20 protein-coding genes are annotated in these 20,302 nt (G+C 63.0%); 18 read left to right on the top strand and 2 right to left on the bottom strand.

From position 1 onward, the window contains the following. Positions 1–25: 25 nt before the first annotated feature. The 9 genes from VVT58_RS07145 (at position 26) to VVT58_RS07185 (ending at position 9,317) form a co-directional block, all read left to right on the top strand. Entirely contained in the window at positions 26–1,420 is a 1,395-nt protein-coding gene (locus VVT58_RS07145; RefSeq protein WP_327753596.1) for a protein adenylyltransferase SelO family protein, read from the top strand. A 27-nt stretch (positions 1,421–1,447) separates the two neighbouring features. After that, the gene (astD, locus tag VVT58_RS07150) at positions 1,448–2,881 is read left to right on the top strand and encodes a succinylglutamate-semialdehyde dehydrogenase (RefSeq protein ID WP_327753595.1); all 1,434 of its coding nucleotides are present in this window, start codon (positions 1,448–1,450) and stop codon (positions 2,879–2,881) included. 96 nt (positions 2,882–2,977) lie between these two features. Continuing rightward, the gene (cobA, locus tag VVT58_RS07155) at positions 2,978–3,766 is read left to right on the top strand and encodes a uroporphyrinogen-III C-methyltransferase (protein ID WP_327753594.1); all 789 of its coding nucleotides are present in this window, start codon (positions 2,978–2,980) and stop codon (positions 3,764–3,766) included. Beyond that, complete coding sequence (locus VVT58_RS07160) at positions 3,763–4,059, top strand: DUF2849 domain-containing protein (protein WP_066555963.1); 297 nt, start codon at positions 3,763–3,765, stop codon at positions 4,057–4,059. Before cobA ends, VVT58_RS07160 begins: the two co-directional genes overlap by 4 nt. 2 nt (positions 4,060–4,061) lie before the next feature. Beyond that, on the top strand, positions 4,062–5,693 hold the full coding sequence (locus VVT58_RS07165; RefSeq protein WP_327753593.1) for a nitrite/sulfite reductase: 1,632 nt from the start codon (positions 4,062–4,064) through the stop codon (positions 5,691–5,693). Beyond that, the gene (locus VVT58_RS07170) at positions 5,686–6,126 is read left to right on the top strand and encodes a DUF934 domain-containing protein (protein ID WP_087573011.1); all 441 of its coding nucleotides are present in this window, start codon (positions 5,686–5,688) and stop codon (positions 6,124–6,126) included. The genes VVT58_RS07165 and VVT58_RS07170 overlap by 8 nt, the downstream gene beginning before the upstream one ends. Next, positions 6,119–6,910 (top strand): phosphoadenylyl-sulfate reductase, encoded by a 792-nt coding sequence (locus VVT58_RS07175; protein WP_327753592.1) that lies wholly within the window; start codon positions 6,119–6,121, stop codon positions 6,908–6,910. The genes VVT58_RS07170 and VVT58_RS07175 overlap by 8 nt, the downstream gene beginning before the upstream one ends. A 105-nt stretch (positions 6,911–7,015) precedes the next feature. Then, the gene (locus VVT58_RS07180) at positions 7,016–8,908 is read left to right on the top strand and encodes a CocE/NonD family hydrolase (RefSeq protein ID WP_327753591.1); all 1,893 of its coding nucleotides are present in this window, start codon (positions 7,016–7,018) and stop codon (positions 8,906–8,908) included. Positions 8,909–8,921: 13 nt separating this feature from the next. After that, the gene (locus tag VVT58_RS07185) at positions 8,922–9,317 is read left to right on the top strand and encodes an MAPEG family protein (RefSeq protein ID WP_327753590.1); all 396 of its coding nucleotides are present in this window, start codon (positions 8,922–8,924) and stop codon (positions 9,315–9,317) included. A gap of 54 nt (positions 9,318–9,371) precedes the next feature. Here VVT58_RS07185 and VVT58_RS07190 read toward each other — a convergent pair whose 3' ends face one another. Next, complete coding sequence (locus VVT58_RS07190) at positions 9,372–10,853, bottom strand: replicative DNA helicase (RefSeq protein WP_327753589.1); 1,482 nt, start codon at positions 10,851–10,853, stop codon at positions 9,372–9,374. Positions 10,854–10,988: 135 nt separating this feature from the next. Between VVT58_RS07190 and VVT58_RS07195 the strand changes: the two genes are divergently transcribed. The 8 genes from VVT58_RS07195 to VVT58_RS07230 all read left to right on the top strand — a co-directional run bounded on the left by VVT58_RS07195 (position 10,989) and on the right by VVT58_RS07230 (position 18,532). Continuing rightward, positions 10,989–11,471 (top strand): UPF0262 family protein, encoded by a 483-nt coding sequence (locus VVT58_RS07195; protein ID WP_087573025.1) that lies wholly within the window; start codon positions 10,989–10,991, stop codon positions 11,469–11,471. Positions 11,472–11,500: 29 nt separating this feature from the next. Next, positions 11,501–12,169, top strand: a complete 669-nt coding sequence (locus VVT58_RS07200; RefSeq protein ID WP_405053728.1) for a glycoside hydrolase family 25 protein — start codon at positions 11,501–11,503, stop codon at positions 12,167–12,169. Next, on the top strand, positions 12,166–12,624 hold the full coding sequence (locus VVT58_RS07205; protein WP_327753588.1) for a cytidine deaminase: 459 nt from the start codon (positions 12,166–12,168) through the stop codon (positions 12,622–12,624). The genes VVT58_RS07200 and VVT58_RS07205 overlap by 4 nt, the downstream gene beginning before the upstream one ends. A gap of 7 nt (positions 12,625–12,631) precedes the next feature. Then, entirely contained in the window at positions 12,632–13,186 is a 555-nt protein-coding gene (dcd, locus tag VVT58_RS07210; RefSeq protein ID WP_087573006.1) for a dCTP deaminase, read from the top strand. A gap of 44 nt (positions 13,187–13,230) precedes the next feature. Next, positions 13,231–13,995, top strand: coding sequence for a metallophosphoesterase (locus tag VVT58_RS07215; RefSeq protein WP_327753726.1), 765 nt, complete (start codon positions 13,231–13,233; stop codon positions 13,993–13,995). A 180-nt stretch (positions 13,996–14,175) separates the two neighbouring features. Further along, positions 14,176–16,962: a TonB-dependent receptor gene (locus VVT58_RS07220; RefSeq protein WP_327753587.1), complete on the top strand. Its 2,787-nt coding sequence runs from the start codon at positions 14,176–14,178 to the stop codon at positions 16,960–16,962. A gap of 254 nt (positions 16,963–17,216) precedes the next feature. Then, positions 17,217–17,672 (top strand): carboxymuconolactone decarboxylase family protein, encoded by a 456-nt coding sequence (locus VVT58_RS07225; protein WP_327753725.1) that lies wholly within the window; start codon positions 17,217–17,219, stop codon positions 17,670–17,672. Beyond that, positions 17,672–18,532 (top strand): sigma-70 family RNA polymerase sigma factor, encoded by an 861-nt coding sequence (locus tag VVT58_RS07230; RefSeq protein ID WP_327753586.1) that lies wholly within the window; start codon positions 17,672–17,674, stop codon positions 18,530–18,532. The genes VVT58_RS07225 and VVT58_RS07230 overlap by 1 nt, the downstream gene beginning before the upstream one ends. Before the next feature lie 63 nt (positions 18,533–18,595). Here VVT58_RS07230 and VVT58_RS07235 read toward each other — a convergent pair whose 3' ends face one another. After that, the gene (locus VVT58_RS07235) at positions 18,596–19,558 is read right to left on the bottom strand and encodes an acyltransferase family protein (protein WP_327753585.1); all 963 of its coding nucleotides are present in this window, start codon (positions 19,556–19,558) and stop codon (positions 18,596–18,598) included. Between the two features lie 64 nt (positions 19,559–19,622). Between VVT58_RS07235 and VVT58_RS07240 the strand changes: the two genes are divergently transcribed. Further along, positions 19,623–20,300, top strand: coding sequence for an RluA family pseudouridine synthase (locus tag VVT58_RS07240; protein WP_066561549.1), 678 nt, complete (start codon positions 19,623–19,625; stop codon positions 20,298–20,300). Positions 20,301–20,302 lie beyond the last annotated feature (2 nt).

Consider the following 20,302-nt stretch of genomic DNA (forward strand, 5'->3'; position numbering starts at 1 on the left):
CGCCCTGCATCCCCCATATCGCCGCATGCGCTCTACCCTGCAACCCGCCAAATATTGCCCCGCGAACGAAATCGCCGCGCTGCAACCCGATTTTGCCGATCCGGTCGCGGCGGCGGACTTCCCGCAGACGATCCTGCGGTTCCGCAATGACCGCTGGGCGCCGACCGTGGGACTTGGCGATCTGAGCGATGAGCAATGGGTGGCGCATTTCGGGCGGTTTCAGCCGCTGGAGGGATCGCTGCCGGGGCCGCTGGCGCTGCGTTATCACGGGCATCAGTTCCGGGTGTATAATCCGGATATTGGCGACGGACGCGGCTTCCTGTTCGCGCAGTTGCGGGACGGCGCCGGACGGTTGCTGGACCTTGGCACCAAGGGGTCGGGCCAGACTCCCTATAGCCGGTTCGGGGACGGGCGGCTGACGCTGAAAGGCGGGGTGCGGGAGATATTGGCGACCGAGATGCTGGAGGCGCTGGGCGTCAACACGTCCAAGACCTTCTCCATCATCGAAACGGGCGAGGCTCTGGAGCGCAATGACGAGCCATCCCCTACCCGCGCGGCGGCGATGGTGCGCCTCAGCCATTCGCATATCCGCATCGGGTCATTCCAGCGGGCGGCCTATTTCGATGACAAGGCCTTGCTGGAGCGGCTGACCGATTATGCGCTGACAAAGCTTTATGGCGAGGTGCCGGGGGATAACCCGCCCGCGCAATTGCTGGGCCGCGTGGTCGAGCGCGCCGCCGATCTGGCGGCGAGCTATATGGTCGCGGGCTTCGTCCATGGCGTGCTCAACAGCGACAATATCAATGTGACGGGCGAAAGCTTCGATTACGGCCCCTGGCGCTTCACGCCGCTGTGGGAGCCGGGCTTCACCGCCGCCTATTTCGATCATGCGGGGCTATATGCCTTTGGGCGGCAGGCGGAGGCGATCCACTGGGACGTGGCGCAACTCGCCGTATCGCTGCGGCCCTTGGTGGAGGCGGAACCGCTGATCGAGCAGCTGGAGCGCTTTCCAGCGCTGTATGGCGAGGCGATGGTGCGGCGCTTCTGCTGGCGTTTGGGCGTCGTGCAGAGCGGCGATGCGTCGGCCATGATCGAAGCAGCGGTGCGGGGGATGACCGCGAGCGAAACGCCGATAGATCGCTTCTTTCAGGACTGGCGCGGTGGCGATCCTCGTCAGGGCGCTCCCTATGCGGGCGAGGAATGGGCCGAATTCCGTGAAGCCATAGCCGGATTTGAGGCCAGCGGGCCGAAGGATCACCCCTATTGGAGCGCGCCTTCGCCCTGCTCCATGCACATCGATGAGGTCGAGGCGATCTGGGGCTCCATCGATAAGGATGACGACTGGGGACCGCTCCATGCCAAGGTCGCGTCGATCCGGGACATGGGCGATGCGCTGGGCGATGCGCCACCTCTTCCCTAACGCCCAATTATCCTCCATATCGGGACCATGTCCGCCGCGCTGACTTCGATAGAACCCGCCACTGGTGCTCTCTTGTGGCAGGGGACTGCCAGCGAGGTGGAGGCGGAAGTCGCCCGCGCCCGTGCCGCCTGGCCCAAATGGGCCGCGCAGCCCATCGCCTATCGCATCGAGACGCTGCGCCGCTTCGTCAATGTCGTGCGCGCCAATGAGGAGGCGCTGGCCGACCTGATCGCGCGCGAAACCGGCAAGCCGCTCTGGGACGCACGGACCGAAGTGACCGCGGTGATGAACAAGGTCGACATTTCCGTCGCGGCTTTTTCCGAACGCACCGGACAAAGGCGGCTGGAGGCAGCCATGGGCGCGCGCCAGTCCGTGCGGCACAAGCCCCATGGCGTGATGGCCGTGCTGGGGCCGTACAACTTCCCCGCGCATCTGCCCAATGGCCATATCGTGCCTGCCCTGCTGGCGGGCAATGCAGTGGTCTTCAAGCCTTCGGAAAAGACGCCTGCCGTGGGCGAGATGCTGGTGCGCTTCTATCATGAAGCGGGCGTGCCGGAGGATGCCGTGCGGCTGGTGCTGGGAGGACCGGACGAGGGCAAGGCGCTGGCCGCGCATCCCGATGTGGGCGGCGTGCTCTTCACCGGATCGGCGCAGACGGGGATCGCCATCAACCGGCAATTCGCGGCCAATCCGGGCAAGATATTGGCCCTCGAAATGGGGGGGAACAACCCGATCCTGGCTTGGGACACGGCGGATATGGCCAGCGCGGCAACGCTGATCGTGCAATCCGCCTTCCTGTCGAGCGGGCAACGCTGCACGGCGGCGAGCCGGCTGATCGTCAAGGAGGATCTGGCCGACGCGCTGATCGCGGAGGTCAAGAAGCTGGCCGACCGGCTGATCGTCGACCATCCCCATGCCGACCCCGCGCCCTATATGGGGCCGGTGATCGACAATCAGGCGGCAGATCATCTGACGGAGAGCTTCCTCTACCTGATGAGCAATGGCGGCAAGCCCATCAAGCATATGGTTCGCACGACCAAGGGTCTGCCCTTCGTGACCCCGGCGATCATCGATGTGACCGCCATGGCGGAACGACCGGATACGGAGCTGTTCGGGCCTTTGCTTCAGGTCATCCGGGTGCCCGACTTCGAATCTGCGATAAGGGAGGCGAACAATAGCCGCTTTGGGCTGTCGGCGGCGCTGATCGGCGGCACGCCGGAGCAATATAACCAGTTCTGGGCGAATATCCGCGCGGGTATCGTCAACTGGAACCGGCCCACCAATGGCGCCTCTTCCTCGGCCCCGTTCGGCGGCGTCGGGATTTCGGGAAACCATCGGCCGAGCGCTTATTATGCGGCCGATTATTGCGCCTATCCGGTGGCGTCGGTGGAAATAGAGCAACCGCGCGCTTCCATCGGCGTGGGGCTGAAGGATATCGATACCGCCACGATGGGGGAGTGAGCGGCAGAGTTTAATTAGCCTTCCCCCAAATTTTCCTTCGCCTTGGCCAAAGCATTCTGGATTGAAACCGTTGGCCGCTTTCGCCATTTGCCCAATATGGCTGAAACTCCACCTGCCACTGTCACCCTTGTCGGCGCCGGTCCGGGCGATCCGGAATTGCTGACTCTGCGCGCGGCGCGTCTGATCGGTGAGGCGGAGGTGATCGTGCATGACGGGCTGGTCTCGACCGAGATATTGGCACTTGCCTCTCCCCAGGCCGAGCTGATTTCGGTCGCCAAGCAGCGCAGCCGCCATTCCGTGCCGCAGGACGGGATCAACGCCCTGCTGGTCGAACTGGCGCTCACCGGGCGGAAGGTGGTGCGGCTGAAAGGCGGCGATCCCTTCATTTTCGGGCGCGGCGGTGAGGAAATGGAAGCCTGCCGTGCTGCCGGCGTGCCGGTCGAGATCGTGCCGGGCATCAGCGCGGCGATCGGTTGCGCGGCGCAGGCCCAATTGCCCCTCACCCATCGCGATGCGGCCAGCGCCGTCACCTTCGTCGCGGGGCAATGCAAGGGGCTGACCGATCAGGACTGGTCGGGACTGGCGGGCGCGGGGCGCACACTCGTTATCTATATGGGCGTGGCGACGGCGGCGGACATTGCCGACAAGCTGATCGCGGATGGCGTGTCTCCGGGAATTCCGGTGGCCGTGCTGGAAAATGGCACGCGCGCGGACATGCGGACTTTGCGCACCTTGCTTGCCGATCTGGGCGATATGGTGGTGCGGGAGAAGGTTGAGAGCCCGGCGCTGATTGTCGTCGGGGACGTAGCAGCCTATGCGCTGGCGCAGGATGTGCTGGCCGGTTGGGCCGCGCAGGCAAATAATGGGGCGGAGATGCTTTCGTGAAGATTTTGACCGGCAATGACCTCGGCACCGGGGACGTGATCTGGTGGGCGGGCGACGGCTGGTCGCGGCAGGTCGGGGACTCCGTCGACGTGGGCGACAAGGGCGACGAGCTTGCCCGCGCTGAGGAAGCCGCGCTGCGCGTTGTCGGCGCTTATGTGATCGATGCGACCGTGACCGACGAAGGCGTCCGTCCGGCCCATATCAAGGACCGCATCCGTGCCCTGGGGCCGACCGTTCGCCCCGACCTGACGCTGAAACCGAATGACGCCGATGCCGGCAACTGGGTGATCTGACCATGTATCGTTACGACAGCTACGACCAGTCCATCGTCGACGCCCGCGTCGAGGAGTTTCGCGACCAGACCCAGCGCCGTCTGGCCGGGCATCTGACCGAGGATCAGTTCAAGCCACTGCGGCTGATGAACGGACTCTACCTCCAATTGCACGCCTATATGCTGCGCGTGGCGATCCCCTATGGCACCCTTTCCGGCAAGCAGATGCGCAAGCTGGGCGAGATCGCGGCGAAGTATGACAAGGGCTATGGCCATTTCACGACGCGCCAGAACCTACAATATAACTGGATCAAGCTCGCCGATGCGCCGGAGATTCTGGCCGAGTTGGCTACGGTCGAGATGCATGCCATCCAGACCAGCGGCAACTGCATCCGCAATATCTCGTCCGACCAATATGCGGGCGTGGCGGCGGATGAAGTTACCGATCCTCGCCCTTGGGCGGAGTTGCTGCGGCAGTGGTCGACCTTCCACCCGGAATTCACCTATCTGCCGCGCAAGTTCAAGATCTGCGTGATCGCCAATGAGGAAGATCGCGCCGCGATGCGGCTGCATGATATCGGCCTCAAGCTGGTGCTGCGCGATGGCCAGATCGGCGCGGAAGTCTATGCCGGTGGCGGCATGGGCCGCACGCCGATGGTCGCACCGCAGATCAAGGACTTCGTGCCCGAAGATGAGATCGTCTCTTATCTGGAGGCCTGCCTGCGCGTCTATAACCGCTATGGTCGCCGCGACAACAAGTATAAGGCGCGGATCAAGATCCTCGTCCATGAACTGGGCGTCGAGGAATATAAGCGGCAGGTCGAGGAAGAATATGCGCATATGCGCGAACTCGGCCTCAACCCGCCTACCGAGGAACTGGACCGCATCCGGCCCTTCTTTGCCAATCCGGCCTATGAGCAGGGGTTGAGCGACAAGATCGACCGGACCGATCCGGCCTTTGCCCTCTGGGTCGACCGGCAGGTCGCCGCGCACAAGCAGCCGGGCTATGCCATCGTCAATATCAGCCTGAAGCCGCGCGGCGGGATTCCGGGTGATGCTTCGGCCGAGCAGATCGAACTGGTGGCGGACCTCGCCGAAACCTATTCGTTCGACGAACTGCGTGTGACCCATGCGCAGAACCTCGTCCTGCCGCATGTGAAGAAGGCCGATCTCTACGCCATCTGGCAGAAACTGGACGAAGCCGGGCTGGCCGAGGCCAATCTGGACCTGATCACGGACATCATCGCCTGCCCTGGCCTGGACTATTGCAGCCTTGCCAATGCGCGCTCGATCCCGCTGGCGCAGAAGCTGTCGGAACGGTTTGCTTCGGCGGATCGGCAGAAGGATCTGGGCGAGTTGAAAGTCAAGATCAGCGGCTGCATCAATGCCTGCGGCCACCATCATGCCGGTCATATCGGCGTGCTGGGCGTGGACCGGAAGGGCGTGGAGAATTTCCAGCTCTCGCTGGGCGGATCGGGCGCGGAGGATGCGAGCGTCGGCCAGATCACCGGCCCCGGCTTCTCGGAGGACGGCGTGGTCGACGCCATCGAGAAGGTCACGGACCTCTATCTTTCGCAGCGGGAGGAAGGCGAACGCTTCCTCGACACCTATCGCCGTCTTGGCATGAAGCCCTTCAAGGAGGCGATCTATGGTTGAGTTCCTGTCCTTCCGCGAAGGCGAAGCCACGCAGGAACCGGCCGTGACGGTCGAATCCTTCACCGGCCAGTCCAACTCGACCGCCGTGCGGATCGAAGCGGGCGAGGATGCGCGCGAATTGCTGCCCTATCTGGACCGGCTGTCGCTGGTCGAGGTGAACTTCCCCGCCTATGGCGACGGGCGCGGCTATTCGGCGGCGCGGATTTTGCGCGAGGCCGGATATCAGGGCGAACTGCGCGCGGTGGGCGATGTGCTGGTGGACCAGCTCAACGCCATGCGCCGCTGCGGTTTCGACAGTTTCCGGCCCGACAAGGCGCTGGACGATGCCGCCGTGGAACGCGCCCTTAATCGTTATGCCGACGTCTATCAAAAGACGGTCGACGGCCGCCGCCCGCTGTGGGCGAAACGGCACCCGGAGACTGTGAATGGCTGAACCTGCCCGCAAGCTTGACGTGATCGACGCCCGCCCCGCCTTTACCCAGGCGGATGCGGACGCGCTCAACGCGCGTTTCGAAGGCGTCGACACGCTGTCGATGCTCAAGACCGTCTTTGCCGAAGGGCTGGCGGGCAATGTGGCGGTCGTGTCCTCCTTCGGCACGGAAAGCGCAGTGCTGCTGTCGCTGATCGCCAAGGCGGACAAGACGGTGCCGGTGATCTTCGTCGATACGCTCAAGATGTTTGGCGAAACGCTGGACTATCGCGAGACGCTGATCAACACGCTGGGCTTTACCGACAGCCGGGCCGTGGTGCCCAATGCGGAAGTGCTGGCGAAAAAGGACGAAACCGGCCTGCGCTGGTCCTATGACCCCGATGGCTGCTGCGAAATCCGCAAGGTCGAGCCGATGGCCCGCGCCAAGGAAGGCCTCGACGCCTGGATTTCCGGGCGCAAGGCGTTCCAGTCGGTGACGCGGCAGAACCTGCCCCGCTTCGAGATCGAGGATGGGCGGCTGAAGATCAATCCGCTGGGCGATTGGACCAAGGACGATCTGGAGGCCTGGTTCGAGGCGGAAAACCTGCCCCGCCATCCGCTGGAAGCGCAGGGTTATCTGTCCATCGGTTGCGAACCCTGCACGTCCAAGGTGCTGCCGGGAGAAGACCCCCGCGCCGGACGCTGGCGCGGGTGGGACAAGGTGGAATGCGGCATCCACTCGCCAGTGACGCCGATCCCGACGCCTGCCGTCGATCCGGACGATCCAGCAAACCAGCCGGTGTTCTGATCTTTCTCAATCCTCCCCACGCTTCGCGCAGGGAGGATTTTGGCAGATATTGCTATACAGTCGTTCAATGACTACCCCTTGCCACCTGCAAGGGAGCAAGAAGCCATGAGAACATTCGCGCAGATTTCCATCCTCGCTCTGACCCTGACGGCGTTCGGACCGCCGCTCGGCGCGCAGATCGATCCGATGACACCGGATACGGTCAAGACTTACGACCCGGCACGCCCCCAGGCCGACTATATCCGGCGCGAAGTGATGATCCCGATGCGCGACGGGGTGAAGCTGTTCACCGTGATCGTCATGCGCAAGGGCACGACCCATGGCCCGATCCTGCTCAGTCGCACGCCCTATAATGCGGGCAAGGCGACCTCCCGCAACCGCAGCCAGAAGATCGAGGAAATCCTGCCCGTCTCCGACGCCGAGTTCGTCGATGACGGCTATATCCGCGTCTATCAGGATGTGCGCGGGCTGGACGGCTCAGAGGGTGACTATGTGATGACCCGGCCTTTGCGCGGGCCGTTGAATCACACCGAAGTCGATCACAGCACCGACGCCTATGACACCATCGATTGGCTTGTGAAAAATGTCCCGGAAAGCAATGGAAAGGTTGGGATAACTGGATCATCCTATCTGGGCTTCACCTCGTTGATGGCGCTCATAGACCCGCATCCAGCGCTGAAGGCCGCCGTGCCGCAAAGCCCGATGGTGGATGGCTGGATCGGGGACGACTGGTTCCACAATGGCGCCTTCCGCCAACCCAATTTCAACTATGTGCTGGGCCAGACCGCGAAGAAGGGCGGCGGGGCCGTGCCCTTTGGAACGGGCGATGAATATGATGCCTATCTGAAGGAAGGGTCGGCGGGCGATTTCGCGCGTGCCTATGGGCTGGACGGCTTCCCCTTTTCCCAGAAGCTGATGCAGCATCCGGCCTATGACGGCTATTGGCAGGAACAGGCGCTCGACAAGCTGCTGGCCAAGCGCAAGCTGACAGTGCCGACCATGCTGGTCGTGGGACAGTGGGACCAGGAGGACAGCTATGGCGCGCCGGCAGTCTACAAAGCGCTGGAACCGCAGGACAAGACTAACGACATGGTGAGCCTGATCATCGGCCCGTGGCGGCATAGCGGCGTCAACTATGACGGGTCGCATCTGGGTGAACTGGACTTTGCGGGCGACACAGGGCTTCAGTTCCGGCGCGATACCATGAAACCCTTTCTGGACCATTATTTGAAGGATAATCCTCCCAAGGGGTATAAGGTGCCGGGGGCGCTCACCTACGCCACCGGCGCGGACAAATGGCAGGTGATGGCGAAGTGGCCGGGCGGCTCGCCCAAGGCGCTGTATCTGGCTGGCGGCAATGGGCTGAGCTGGAGCAAGCCGGGCGCCGAAGGAAGCGACAGCTACGTCTCCGATCCGGCAAAGCCGGTGCCCTATCTCCCCCGCCCGGTGCTGCCGAACAAGGATGATGCGTGGAAGACCTGGCTGGTGAAGGACCAGCGTTTCGTGTCCGGACGGACCGATGTGCTGAGCTATATGACGCCGGTGCTGGACAAGCCCGTGCATATTGCCGGACAGCCGATGGTTGATCTGTTCGCGGCGACATCCGGCACGGACAGCGACTGGGTGGTGAAGCTGATCGACGTCTATCCCGACCAATATAGCAATGTCCCCAAGATGGCGGGCTATGAACTGCCGATCGGGATAGAGATTTATCGCGGGCGCTATGTGCATGGCTTCGACGAGCCGGAGGCGCTGGTGCCGGGTAGGATCGAAAATTACAAATTCGGCCTGCCCAATGTGAACCATGTGTTCCAGCCCGGCCACCGGATCATGGTGACGGTTCAGTCGAGCCTGTTCCCCCTCTATGACCGCAATCCGCAGAGTTTCGTGCCGTCGATCTTTGAGGCGAAGAAGAGCGACTACAGGATCGCGACGCAGAGCGTGCATTATGGCGCGGGCCATGCAAGCGCGATATGGTTGCCGATAATGGGTGACTGAAAGGGGAAATGATATGGCCGTTGAGCTGAAGATATTGGCGTGGAGCTGTGTGCTGCTGTTGGTCCACATCTTCGCGGCGGCGCATATCAAGACGCGGCAATATGGCACCAAATGGAATATGGGGGCGCGTGATGAGGAGTTGCCGCCCCTCGACCCTGTGGGCGGGCGATTGGTGCGCGCGCAGGCGAATTTTCTGGAGACCTATCCGATTGCGATCATCACGCTGCTGGGCGTGGTGATTGCGGCGAAAACCAGCGGGTTGACCGCGGTTGGCGGATGGATGTGGCTGGGGGCTAGGGCGGTGTATCTGCCGCTTTACGGCATGGGCGTGCCGGTGGTGCGGACTGTCGCCTATCTGGTCAGCATGGTGGGGCTGGCGCTGGTTTTTCAGGCTTTTGTTTCGGGGTAGCGCGAAGGTTTTTCGACTAGGCTCGAAACGAACGGGGATCGGACACCCTTTCCCCTATTCCATGTCTTCAAGATAACTGCCTTCCGCCAGATCAGAGAAGCGGGTGATCCTGGCGTCGAACTTCATGCGGATGCGGCCGGTGGAGCCGTGACGCTGCTTGGCGATAATCACTTCGGCAAGGCCGTAGATGCGCTCCATTTCCTGCGCCCATTCGAGATGCTCGGAGCTTTCCTTGTTCCCCGGCTCCTTGGCGGCGATATAATAATCCTCGCGGAACACGAACCAGACCATGTCCGCGTCTTGCTCAATCGAGCCTGATTCACGAAGGTCGGAGAGCTGCGGGCGCTTGTCCTCGCGCTGTTCGACGGCGCGGCTGAGCTGCGACAGCGCCAGAACCGGACAGTTAAGTTCCTTCGCCAAGGTCTTCAAACCACGGGAAATTTCTGAAATTTCGTTGACGCGGTTATCGCCCTTGCCGGTACCCTGGAGCAGCTGGAGATAGTCGACCACGACGAAGCCGATGTCGTGCCTTCGCTTCAGGCGGCGCGCGCGGGTGCGCAGCGCCGCGATGGTAAGGCCTGGCGTATCGTCAATGAACAGCGGCAGTTCCTGCAGATCGCGCGCCGCACGGGAGAGATTCTGAAAATCGGCGCGGCTGATCTTGCCCATGCGGAGCGCTTCACCGCTGATGCCCGACTGCTCCGCCAATACGCGCGTGGCAAGCTGGTCGGCGGACATTTCGAGGCTGAAGAAAGCGGTCTTGGCGCCCATATTCTTTTCGGGCGGAATGCCGTCGGCATGATCGCGCAGCCAGCGTGAGGCCGCATTATAGGCAATATTGGTGGCAAGCGAGGTCTTGCCCATGCCCGGACGACCCGCAAGGATCATCAAGTCCGAATTGTGCATGCCGCCGATTTTTTCGTTCAGGCTGTTGATGCCGGTGGTGATGCCCGACACATGGCCGCCGCTGTTGAGTGCGCGCTCCGCGATCTGGACCGCCATGGTGGTGGCGGCGGCAAAGCTCTTGACCGAGCCGCTTTCGCCCTCGCCTCCCGAAACCTTGTAGAGCGCGACTTCGGCCTGTTCGATCTGCTCGCGCGGATTGACATCTTCACTGGTATCCAGTGCATTTTCAACCAGTTCACGGCCGACATGAACAAGCTGCCGCAACAACGCCAGGTCGTAAATCTGGGTCGCGAAATCGCGCGCGCCCAGCAGTGCGGCGCCATTGCCGGTCAGTTGCGCCAGATAGCCCACGCCGCCCAGTTCCTTGAGCGCCGGATCCTGCTCCAGCATGGGCTTGAGCGTCACCGGGTTCGCGATCATGTCGCGCTCGACCAGCCTCATCACGGATTCATAGATTCGGCCGTGCAGAGGCTCGAAGAAATGCTCGGGCTTGAGCTTTAGCTGCACATCTTCGGCAATGCGGTTGTCGATCATCAATGCGCCCAGCAGCGCCGCCTCCGCCTCGACATTGCGGGGGAGTTCGGTGATGCCAGATTCCGCGGCGGCGTTGAGTTGCACGAGTTCGACCATGGCCCCCTCATCGCGCCGCAGACCCGCCCTTGCAAGGTGGAACGTTGAAAGCATTTGGAAAAGCTGTGGACAAGAGTCGTCGTTGCTTTTCCCGGTTGCATTTCCTTGTGCGCCGCCGCACTGACCATAGCGTTCATGGCCGATCCGCGCATCATCGATATCACGCTCGACGAGCGGACGATCCTCTGGCGCAATGCCGATGTCGAGCAGGAACGGCGCATCGCCATTTTCGATCTGCTGGAAGATAATTATTTCGAACCCCAGCGCGTGCATGAGGACGGCTATGCCGGTCCCTATAAAGTGCATCTGCGGGTCGAGGAAGGGCGGCTGGTCATCGAGATTCGGCGGGAGAATGGCGATCCGCTGGAGGCGATCATCCTGAGCCTGGGCCGCTTCCGCCGCCCGATCCGGGACTATTTCGCGATCTGCGACAGCTATTTTCAGGCGATCAGCAATGCGTCGCCCGCGCAGATCGAGACAGTGGACATGGCGCGCCGCGGCATCCACAATGCCGCCGCGGAGACGCTGATCGAGCGGCTGGAGGGCAAGATCAAGGTCGACTTCGATACGGCCCGTCGCCTCTTCACGCTGATTTGCGTCCTGCATATCAAGGGGTAAGGGGCATCCGTATCATCAGTGCCGGCCATTTGCTGGCCCGTTTTGGCGTGGTTTTTGCCGTTCTGGGCCTGTTGGCTCTGGGCGGGTGGCTTTATGCCCGCGACTGGGCGCCGAGCCGCGAAGAATTTCCGACCCAGGGCGTCTCCGTATCATCCGCCGACGGGACCATCGAATGGGGTACGCTGGCGGCGCAAGGGGCGGATTTCGCCTATATCCGCGCGGCCAGCGGCGGACGTTTTCGCGATCCGGCGTTCGAGGCCAATTGGGCGGGGGCGCGAGCGGCCGGGATGCGCTATGGCGCGGTGCTCGAATTCAGCCTGTGCGCGAAGGCTTCCGATCAGGCGACCGGGTTCATGACCATGGTGCCCCGCGACAATGCCGCCTTGCCCCCGGTGATCCGGCTGGCGTTCGAGCCCGGCTGCCGGGCACGGCTGGGACAGGATGCGGTGCTGTCGGAACTGAATACGCTGATCAACCTGATCGAGAGCCATGCAGGCACGTCGGTGGTGCTGAACGTCAGCGACGATTTCGACGCGCAATATGGCATTGCCTCGGGGATCAACCGGACGCTGTGGCTCGACCGCAATTTCTTCCCCCCTGATAGCGAAAAGCGCAAATGGGTGATGTGGACAGCCAGCGATATGCGGCATATCGACGGCATCGAGGGTCCGGTGCGATGGGATGCGATGGCGCGATGAGCGCGACGAAAGAACTGATCGAGGCGGCGCGCGGGGCTATGGCCCATGCCCATGCGCCATACAGCCGCTTTGCCGTCGGCGCTGCAGTGCGGTTGACCGACGGGCAGATCATCACCGGCTGCAATTTCGAAAATGCAAGCTATGGCCTGTCGCTCTGCGCCGAAACGGTGGCGCTGGCGGCGGTGAATGCGCAAGGACGCTTTGCCGATGTGGAAGCGATCGCGGTCGTCGGGGGCGCCATGGGCGCGGATGGCTCGATCACAGGCGATGCCATCGTCACGCCCTGCGGACGGTGCCGCCAGATCATGAACGAAGCCGAGCAGATGGCCGGGCGGACGCTCGCCATTTACTGCGCAGCGCCGGAGGGGGACGCCGTGGTCGAACATAGCGTCGCTGAACTATTACCTCATGCCTTTGGTCCCAGGGATCTCGGCATATTCCCAGGAAAGAGCTGAACCAGCCATGTCGATATTGTCGGATAAGTGGATTCGCGAACAGGCCCAGACCCACAACATGATCGAACCGTTCGTGGAGAGCCAGCGGCGCGACGGCTGCATCAGCTATGGCCTTTCATCCTACGGTTATGATGCGCGGGTGGCGGACGAGTTCAAGATCTTCACCAATGTCGACAGCGCCGTGGTGGACCCTAAGGATTTCGCGGCGAACAGCTTCGTCGACCGCAAAACCGACGTCTGCATCATCCCGCCCAACAGCTTCGCGCTGGCCCGGACGGTCGAATATTTCCGCGTGCCGCGTGACGTGCTGGTGATCTGCCTCGGCAAATCGACCTATGCGCGTTGCGGCATCATCGTGAACGTCACCCCGCTGGAGCCGGGCTGGGAAGGTCATGTGACGCTGGAATTTTCCAACACCACGCCGCTCCCCGCCAAGATCTACGCCAATGAGGGCGCCTGCCAGTTCCTGTTCCTCAAGGGCAATGAGCCGTGCGAGACCAGCTATGCCGACCGCGCGGGCAAATATATGGGGCAGCAGGGCGTCACATTGCCCCGCCTTTGAAGCCATGCGACACTGGCGGACATGATGTGTGAGCCTTGTCCGCCATGCTGATGCCCTTCCGCCGCCGGAAAGCGTCTGCCGAACCGCTTGTCCCCAACGTGGGCGGAGATGCGCGCGTCTATGCGATTGGCGACATTCATGGCCGCGACGATCTGTTTGCCGAATTGCTGGACAAGATTGTGCGGGATGAAGCGGATCGTCCTCCCCTGCCCCGGCTGCTGATCCTGCTGGGCGATCTGGTGGATCGCGGACTGCAATCGGCGCAGGTTGTCGAACGGGCGATGGGACTGGCGCGATCAGGCGAGGATGTCCGCTTCATCAAGGGCAATCATGAGGAAATGTTCATCGCTGCTGCTCGCGGTCGGGCGCAGGCCGCCCGCTTGTTCCGGCGATATGGTGGGGTCGAGACGCTGGCCAGTTATGGCCTGGATCCAGACGATTGTGCCACCATGGGCGACGAGACGTTGGCCCAATGGATGCTGACCCATATACCCCGCGATCATATCGATTTTCTGGACGATTTTCCCGACATGCTGCCGGTGGGCGACTATCTGTTCGTGCATGCCGGGGTTCGGCCGCGCATCGGGCTCGACGCGCAGATTCCCGCCGATCTGCGCTGGATCAGGGGCGATTTCCTGAACCACCGGGGACAGTTCGGGAAGATGGTCGTCCACGGCCATAGCATCAGCGAGGATGTCGACGTTCAGCCCAATCGGATCGGCATCGACACCGGCGCTTTCCGCAGCGGCCGGCTGACCGCTATCGGGCTGGAGGAAAATCAACGCTGGTTCCTGCAAACTTGCGCCTGAACGACTGCATCGCCGCAGTTGTAATATTATAATAAGAAACTCTCATTTTAAGCGCATTTTCCGATCATCTATCGCTCGCAATCGATCGTTCCCGCCCGCCGGATAGCGGATCGGGAGCTTTTCTTCGTTCGATGCAATCGGAACGGCACGATAATGCCGTCTGCTACAGGGGAACAATCAATGCGTTTTCGCCATGCGCTGGCAGGGTTGGCCCTTGCCACCTGCCTTGTTTCGCCCACGGAGCTTCTGGCGGCCCCCAAGACGGACGCCACTCTGTCGCAGCGTCACAAGTTCGACATTCCACCGCAGCCGCTGAGCAGCGCCCTGCGCCAGCTTTCGACGCAATCGGGCGTGCGCATCCTGTTTCCCTATGACGAAGTAGCCGCGATACGCAGTCGGCGCGTGCAAGGCTGGCTATCGACCGAAGATGCGCTGGAAAGGCTGCTCGCCGGAACCGCGCTCAAACATAGCGAGGCAGGCGTGGGCGTCATTGCGCTCGCGATCCCCGCCAACCGGAGCGCCGCCCACCGCCGCCCGCTGGCCATTCAGCTCGCGCAGATCGGCATCGCGGGCGCGGCGGCTCCGGTCGCCATGGCACCGGGCGCCGAAGCCGAGGAGACGTCCGCCCCCATCATCGTCACCGGCACCCGCCAGACCACGCGCACCGTCGCGGAAAGCCTCGCCCCGATCGACGTACTAAGCGCCAAGGATATGGAAGCGAGCGGCAAGCAATCGGTCCGCGACCTGCTGGGGACGCTGGTGCCGTCGATCAACGTGTCGAACAGCGGCGCCGGGGCCAGCTTCGCGGTCAAGACGCTGTCGCTGCGCGGGCTTGCGGGCGACCAGTTGCTGGTGCTGGTGAACGGCAAGCGGCGCCACAATACGGCGACCCTCTTCATCAACGGCACGACCCAAAACGGCCAGTCGCCGCCGGACCTGGACCTCATCCCCTCCTCCTCCATCGAACGCATAGAGGTACTGCGCGACGGGGCGTCGGCGCAATATGGTTCGGACGCGATTGCAGGCGTCGTCAATATCTTATTGAAGGATGACGCCAGCGGCACGGCTTCCTTCCTGGGCGGCGCCACGGCGGACGGCGGCGGCGAACAGGGCCGGTTCCAGATCAGCAAGGGCTTTGGCATCGGTGATGGCGGCCATGTCCATTTCACGCTGGACGCCTTCCTTCAGGGACGCACCTATCGCAGCGCGCTCAACCCCGGCCGCTTTTATGCATATCTCGGCCAGTCTTATTCAGCGACCACTGGCACGCCCGATCCACGTGAAGCGACCGTCAACCGCAACGTCAACAAGGGCGGCCAGCCGCAGGTTTCGGGCATCAACTTCGCCTATGACATGTCGCTGCCGGTAAGCGAGGCGGTGGAGTTCTACCTGTTCGGCACGGCTTCCCGGCGGCATAGCGACGCCTGGCTGACCTATCGCTTCCCCGATGCGCCGAACAATATTCCAGAGCTTTTCCCCAACGGCTACAGCCCGCACCTGCACATTTATGACGAGGATTTCCAGACGGCGGCAGGACTGCGCGGAGATCTCTCCGACACATTCCATTACGACCTGTCCAGCAGCTTTTCCCGCAACTGGGTAAAATATCGGGAAAGCTCGGTCGTCAACGCCTCACTCGGCCCGGCGAGCCCTGCCGACATGTATATCGGCTCCGTCACGTCGAAGGAGTGGACGACCAATCTCGACCTTCAAAAGACGGTCGATCTGGGCTTGGCTGAACCGTTGCTGGTGGCGCTGGGGGCGGAATATCGCTGGAACAGCTATGCCATCGGTTCGGGCGACCCCGAATCCTATATCGACGGCGGATATCGCTCGACCAGCGGCGCCAATGCAGGGGTACTGCGGACATCCGGATCGCAGGGCGTGACAGGCTTCCCCCTCTCCGCCGCCGGAAAATGGCACCGCGACAATTGGAGCGCCTATCTGAACCTGGAACAGCAGGTCATAGAGGGGTTCGAGGTCGCGCTGGCCGGGCGGCATGAGGATTATTCGGACTTCGGCACCACCGACACCGGCAAGGCGTCGCTGCGTATCGAGCCGGTGCGCGGTCTGGCGCTGCGCGGCACGGCAAGCACGGGCTTCCGCGCCCCGACGCTGCAACAGCAGCATTATTCCTCCGCCAGCACGATCAATGTGGGCGGCGTGCTGCTGCCCGTATCGGCGCTGCCGGTGGATTCAGCGGCGGCCATCGCTCTGGGCGCAACACCGCTGAAACCGGAAAAGTCGAGGAACCTTTCCGCCGGCATCGTCATCACGCCGACGCCGCGCCTCAACATCACGGTCGACGCCTATCAGATCAAGATCAAGGACCGCATCCTGTTGTCCGAAACCCTGCAGGGTCCGCTGGTGCGCAGCGTGCTGGCGGCGGCGGGCATCACCTCTTCGGCGGGCGGCTTCTACTTCTCCAACGCGGCCGATACGCGGACGCGCGGGATCGATGTGGTCAGCACCTGGCGCGCCGATTTCAACGATCTGGGCCATGCGGTGTTCAGCCTGTCGGCCAATTTCAACAAGACCGTCTTCACCCATGTCGATGCCGTGCCGAGCGTACTGGCCAGTTCCGGGCTGGCGCTGATCGGCCGGTCGAAGCAGGGCGACTTCACCAAGGGCACGCCGCGCGACAAGTTCATCGCCAACATCCTCTGGACCAAGGGACCGGCGAGCCTGAACCTGCGCGCCACCCGCTTTGGCAAGGTCACGATGGTCCATCCGACCACGCCCTCGCTGGATGCGGAAATCGATCCCGAGATCATCGTCGACCTGGAAGCCGGGGTGGAACTGAGCAAGGGCATCAAACTGTCAGCGGGCGCCAACAATCTGTTCAACAGCTATCCCGATAAATTGCTACCCATACTGCAGGGCAATGGCTTCTCCCTCTACAACCAATATTCGCCCTACGGGACCAGCGGCGGCTTTTATTACGGCCGGTTGAACTTCGAATTCTGACCGAAGAGGACGGCTTGACGGGTGGTGCGGCGGCAATGAGACGGACGCTCCGATCGATCTGACAGCGGGCCGCATCTGGCCAGGAGCGGATATTTTCGAAGTTGGTCATCCCTGCGAAGGCGCGGATGACGAAGGCGGAAACGCCTGCCTTCCCCTCTTTTCCGTCATGCACGCTGCAATTTTTCACAGTCCATGTCACAGCCGCCGATCCTGTCTCGTCATGTCAGCACAATCCAGGAAGAAAGGTGCCGACCATGACTGCCAAGCTCGATCCCTTTGCCGCCGCGCCCCAGCTCATGAAAAGCTGGTTCGCAACATCCAACGCCGTCAATGCCAGCCTGGAGCCGAGCCTTATCGAACTGGTGAAGATACGCGCTTCGCAGATCAACCAGTGCGCCAATTGCATCAACATGCACACGACCGACGCCCGCGCCCAGGGTGAGAGCGAGCAGCGCATCTATCTGTTGTCGGCCTGGCGCGAGGCGCCCTGCTACACGTCTCGCGAGCGGGCTGCCCTGGAATGGACGGAGGCCTTGACGCGCCTCTCCGAAGCGCACAGCCATGACGCGGCCTATGCGGCGCTGGCAGCCGAGTTTTCGGAGGAGGAACAGGTGAAGCTGACCCTGATGATCAATGTCATCAACGGCTGGAACCGCATCGCGGTCGGTTTCGGCCTCTGGTACGAAACCCCGGCCAAGGCGGCTGCGTGATGACGCAGGGGACGCATGCGGACGCGGCGGAGAGCTTCGACCCGCTGCGTCCCCGCCTGACCCGCGTCGCCTATCGCATGCTGGGATCGGTCGCTGATGCCGAGGATATGGTGCAGGAGGCCTTTATCCGCTGGATGGAGGTGGATCGCGAAGCCGTTCGCGAACCGGAGGCCTTCCTGCGGCGCACGGTGACGCGGCTGTGCCTCGACCAGCTCAAATCGGCGCGGCACCAGCGCGAAACCTATGTCGGCCCCTGGTTGCCAGATCCGGTGATCGAGGATGCTGAGGAAGAGGAGGATGTGACTTTGCCGCTGATGCTCGCCCTCGAACGCCTCTCGCCGCTGGAGCGCGCAGCTTTCCTGTTGCATGACGTGTTCGGCGTCGGCTTTGAGGAAATCGCTGCGACGGTCGATCGCGATCCGGCGGCCTGTCGTCAATTGGCTGCGCGAGCGCGGGCTCATGTACGGGATGCCCGGCCTCGCTACCGGCTTGAAAAGCAGCGCGGACTGGAGATCGCCAGCGCCTTTTTCGCGGCCTCTCGCAGCGGGGACATGACGGCGCTAGGCGCGATGCTGGCGCAGGATGTCAGCCTGCACAGCGACGGCGGCGGCAAGCGGCCAGCGGCGGTGGTTCCGGTGCTCGGCTTCGGCCAGGTCATGCAGATCCACAAGGCGCTGGCGGTGCTGTTCGGCAAATATGGCTCGACGCTGGTGCGCTTGGGGCTGATCAACGGCCTGCCCGGTTTCGTCACCCGCGAGGCGGATGGCGAGTTCCAGACGACGGCGCTCGACATCGAGGATGGGCGCGTCACCGGCATCTATGTGATGCGGAATCCCGACAAGCTGCGGCATCTGCATTGAACTTTTGTCGGCGGTCACCCCCTGCACATCGTCATGCTGAACGTGTTTCAGGATCAGGCAGCCCTAAAGGAAAATCCGTCCCGCTCCGGGCACGGCCCGGATCAGATAATAAGCGCCCAGCGGCAGCAACAGCGCCTGCATCAACAGCCACGGCTTGCTGAGATAGGGCGAGAGATAGTGGATCACCGCGACATGCAGATACATGATGACCAGCGACGCGCGACCGATCGCCGCGATCCAGCCCCCAAAGGGCGCAATCCGCACTGAAAGGCGGAACAGCAGGAAGCTGGTGGCCACTGCCGAGCCGACCGACAGGAGCGGCCAGCCATAATCCGCCGCCTTCATATTAAGCGTCGGCAGCAGCGCCATCAACCCCGCCAGCGATAGCGGGGCCAGAGGCACCAGCATCCAGCCTCGCCACATCACAAGCCGCCAGGCCGCGCCAAGCCACAGCAGGACCAGCGCCATCGGCACGGTCAGCAGGCCAAGCGGCGACAGGCTGGTGAACTTACCCACCCCATAAGCGAGCAACAGGCAGGACAGCATCAGCAACGTCCAGCGCCGATCGAGCGGATCGGGCCAGCGGGCCAACGCCATGCTGAACAGGATGCGGGCCATCATCAGGCAGGGCACGAACCAGAAAATGGTGAACGGCCCGCGCAGCCAGGAGCCGCCCAACAGGAGCGGCGCCACATCCTGCGGCCAGCTATGGAAGATCGGGCGCCCACCCTTCATCGTTTCGATGATCTGGTCGGCAAGGATCAGCAAAATCAGGAAGGCCACATAAGGCCGCATCTGCGACGCGAGTTGGCGCCGGGTGAAGCGGGCCACCTGCTGCGGCCGCGACAGCAGGCCGGACAGCAGGAAGAATAGCGGCATGTGGAAGCTGTACATCGCGTCGCGCAGCGCGCCCCGCGTCCACACATGGCCGACAACCACGGCGACGATGCCGATGCCGCGCGCGACATCGATCCATTCCAGCCGCCCTCCGCCCGGCGGGTGCGCCTCATGCCCCCTGTTCTCCATGATCTCCACGCCCTATAGGAAGCCGCACGCGCGTCAATCGCCCTCCTATTTACGGAAACGCCTCTTGTCCCTGCTTCACGACCGAGTCCTGTTTATCGATGGCGAGGCCATCATCCTCGACAAGCCCGCCGGCCTGCCGGTCGACGCGCCGCGCGACGGGTCGCTTTCCCTGGAAAACCACCTCTCCTCGCTGACCTTCGGCTTCCAGCGCTGGCCCCTGCCGGTCCATCGGTTGGACCGGGACACCAGCGGTTGCCTGTTGCTCGCCCGCAATCCCAAGGCGCACAAGCGCTTCGCCGCCGCTTTCGAGGCAGGGACGGTCGCAAAGCGCTATGTCGCCGTGGTGGACGGCGTTCCGGCGGAGGACAGCGGCACTATCGAACTCGCGATCAAAAAAGTCAGCACGCAAGCGCAGGGCTGGCGGATGATCCCGGCCAAGGCGGGCAAGGCCGCGCTCACCGAATGGCGCAAGATCGCGGAAAAGGATGGCCGGGCACTGATCGTCTTCACCCCGCGCACGGGACGGACCCACCAAATCCGCACCCACGCGCTGCATGGCCTGGGCTTCGGCATTGCGGGCGATCCGGTCTATGGGACCAGCAGCGGGCCCATGCTGCTGCACAGCCGTTTCCTCAGCATCCCGCGTGGCGAGAAAGCGCCCGCGGAGGCGACCGCTCCCCTGCCGGAGACCTTTGCGGCGGCAGGCTTCGGGCAGGAGCTGCTCGAACAGGCGGGACTGTAGGG

The organism is Sphingobium sp. SJ10-10, from assembly GCF_036038995.2.
GTDB lineage: Bacteria > Pseudomonadota > Alphaproteobacteria > Sphingomonadales > Sphingomonadaceae > Sphingobium.

Coding starts and splice junctions, on each gene's coding strand:
- VVT58_RS07175 (WP_327753592.1), top strand. CDS start 6,119: ATGGCTGAACCTGCCCGCAAGCTTGACGTGATCGACGCCCGCCCCGCC.
- VVT58_RS07230 (WP_327753586.1), top strand. CDS start 17,672: ATGACGCAGGGGACGCATGCGGACGCGGCGGAGAGCTTCGACCCGCTG.
- VVT58_RS07220 (WP_327753587.1), top strand. CDS start 14,176: ATGCGTTTTCGCCATGCGCTGGCAGGGTTGGCCCTTGCCACCTGCCTT.
- astD (WP_327753595.1), top strand. CDS start 1,448: ATGTCCGCCGCGCTGACTTCGATAGAACCCGCCACTGGTGCTCTCTTG.
- VVT58_RS07225 (WP_327753725.1), top strand. CDS start 17,217: ATGACTGCCAAGCTCGATCCCTTTGCCGCCGCGCCCCAGCTCATGAAA.
- VVT58_RS07145 (WP_327753596.1), top strand. CDS start 26: ATGCGCTCTACCCTGCAACCCGCCAAATATTGCCCCGCGAACGAAATC.
- VVT58_RS07205 (WP_327753588.1), top strand. CDS start 12,166: ATGAGCGCGACGAAAGAACTGATCGAGGCGGCGCGCGGGGCTATGGCC.
- VVT58_RS07235 (WP_327753585.1), bottom strand. CDS start 19,558: ATGGAGAACAGGGGGCATGAGGCGCACCCGCCGGGCGGAGGGCGGCTG.
- VVT58_RS07165 (WP_327753593.1), top strand. CDS start 4,062: ATGTATCGTTACGACAGCTACGACCAGTCCATCGTCGACGCCCGCGTC.
- VVT58_RS07185 (WP_327753590.1), top strand. CDS start 8,922: ATGGCCGTTGAGCTGAAGATATTGGCGTGGAGCTGTGTGCTGCTGTTG.
- VVT58_RS07215 (WP_327753726.1), top strand. CDS start 13,231: ATGCTGATGCCCTTCCGCCGCCGGAAAGCGTCTGCCGAACCGCTTGTC.
- cobA (WP_327753594.1), top strand. CDS start 2,978: ATGGCTGAAACTCCACCTGCCACTGTCACCCTTGTCGGCGCCGGTCCG.
- VVT58_RS07195 (WP_087573025.1), top strand. CDS start 10,989: ATGGCCGATCCGCGCATCATCGATATCACGCTCGACGAGCGGACGATC.
- VVT58_RS07190 (WP_327753589.1), bottom strand. CDS start 10,853: ATGGTCGAACTCGTGCAACTCAACGCCGCCGCGGAATCTGGCATCACC.
- dcd (WP_087573006.1), top strand. CDS start 12,632: ATGTCGATATTGTCGGATAAGTGGATTCGCGAACAGGCCCAGACCCAC.
- VVT58_RS07180 (WP_327753591.1), top strand. CDS start 7,016: ATGAGAACATTCGCGCAGATTTCCATCCTCGCTCTGACCCTGACGGCG.
- VVT58_RS07170 (WP_087573011.1), top strand. CDS start 5,686: ATGGTTGAGTTCCTGTCCTTCCGCGAAGGCGAAGCCACGCAGGAACCG.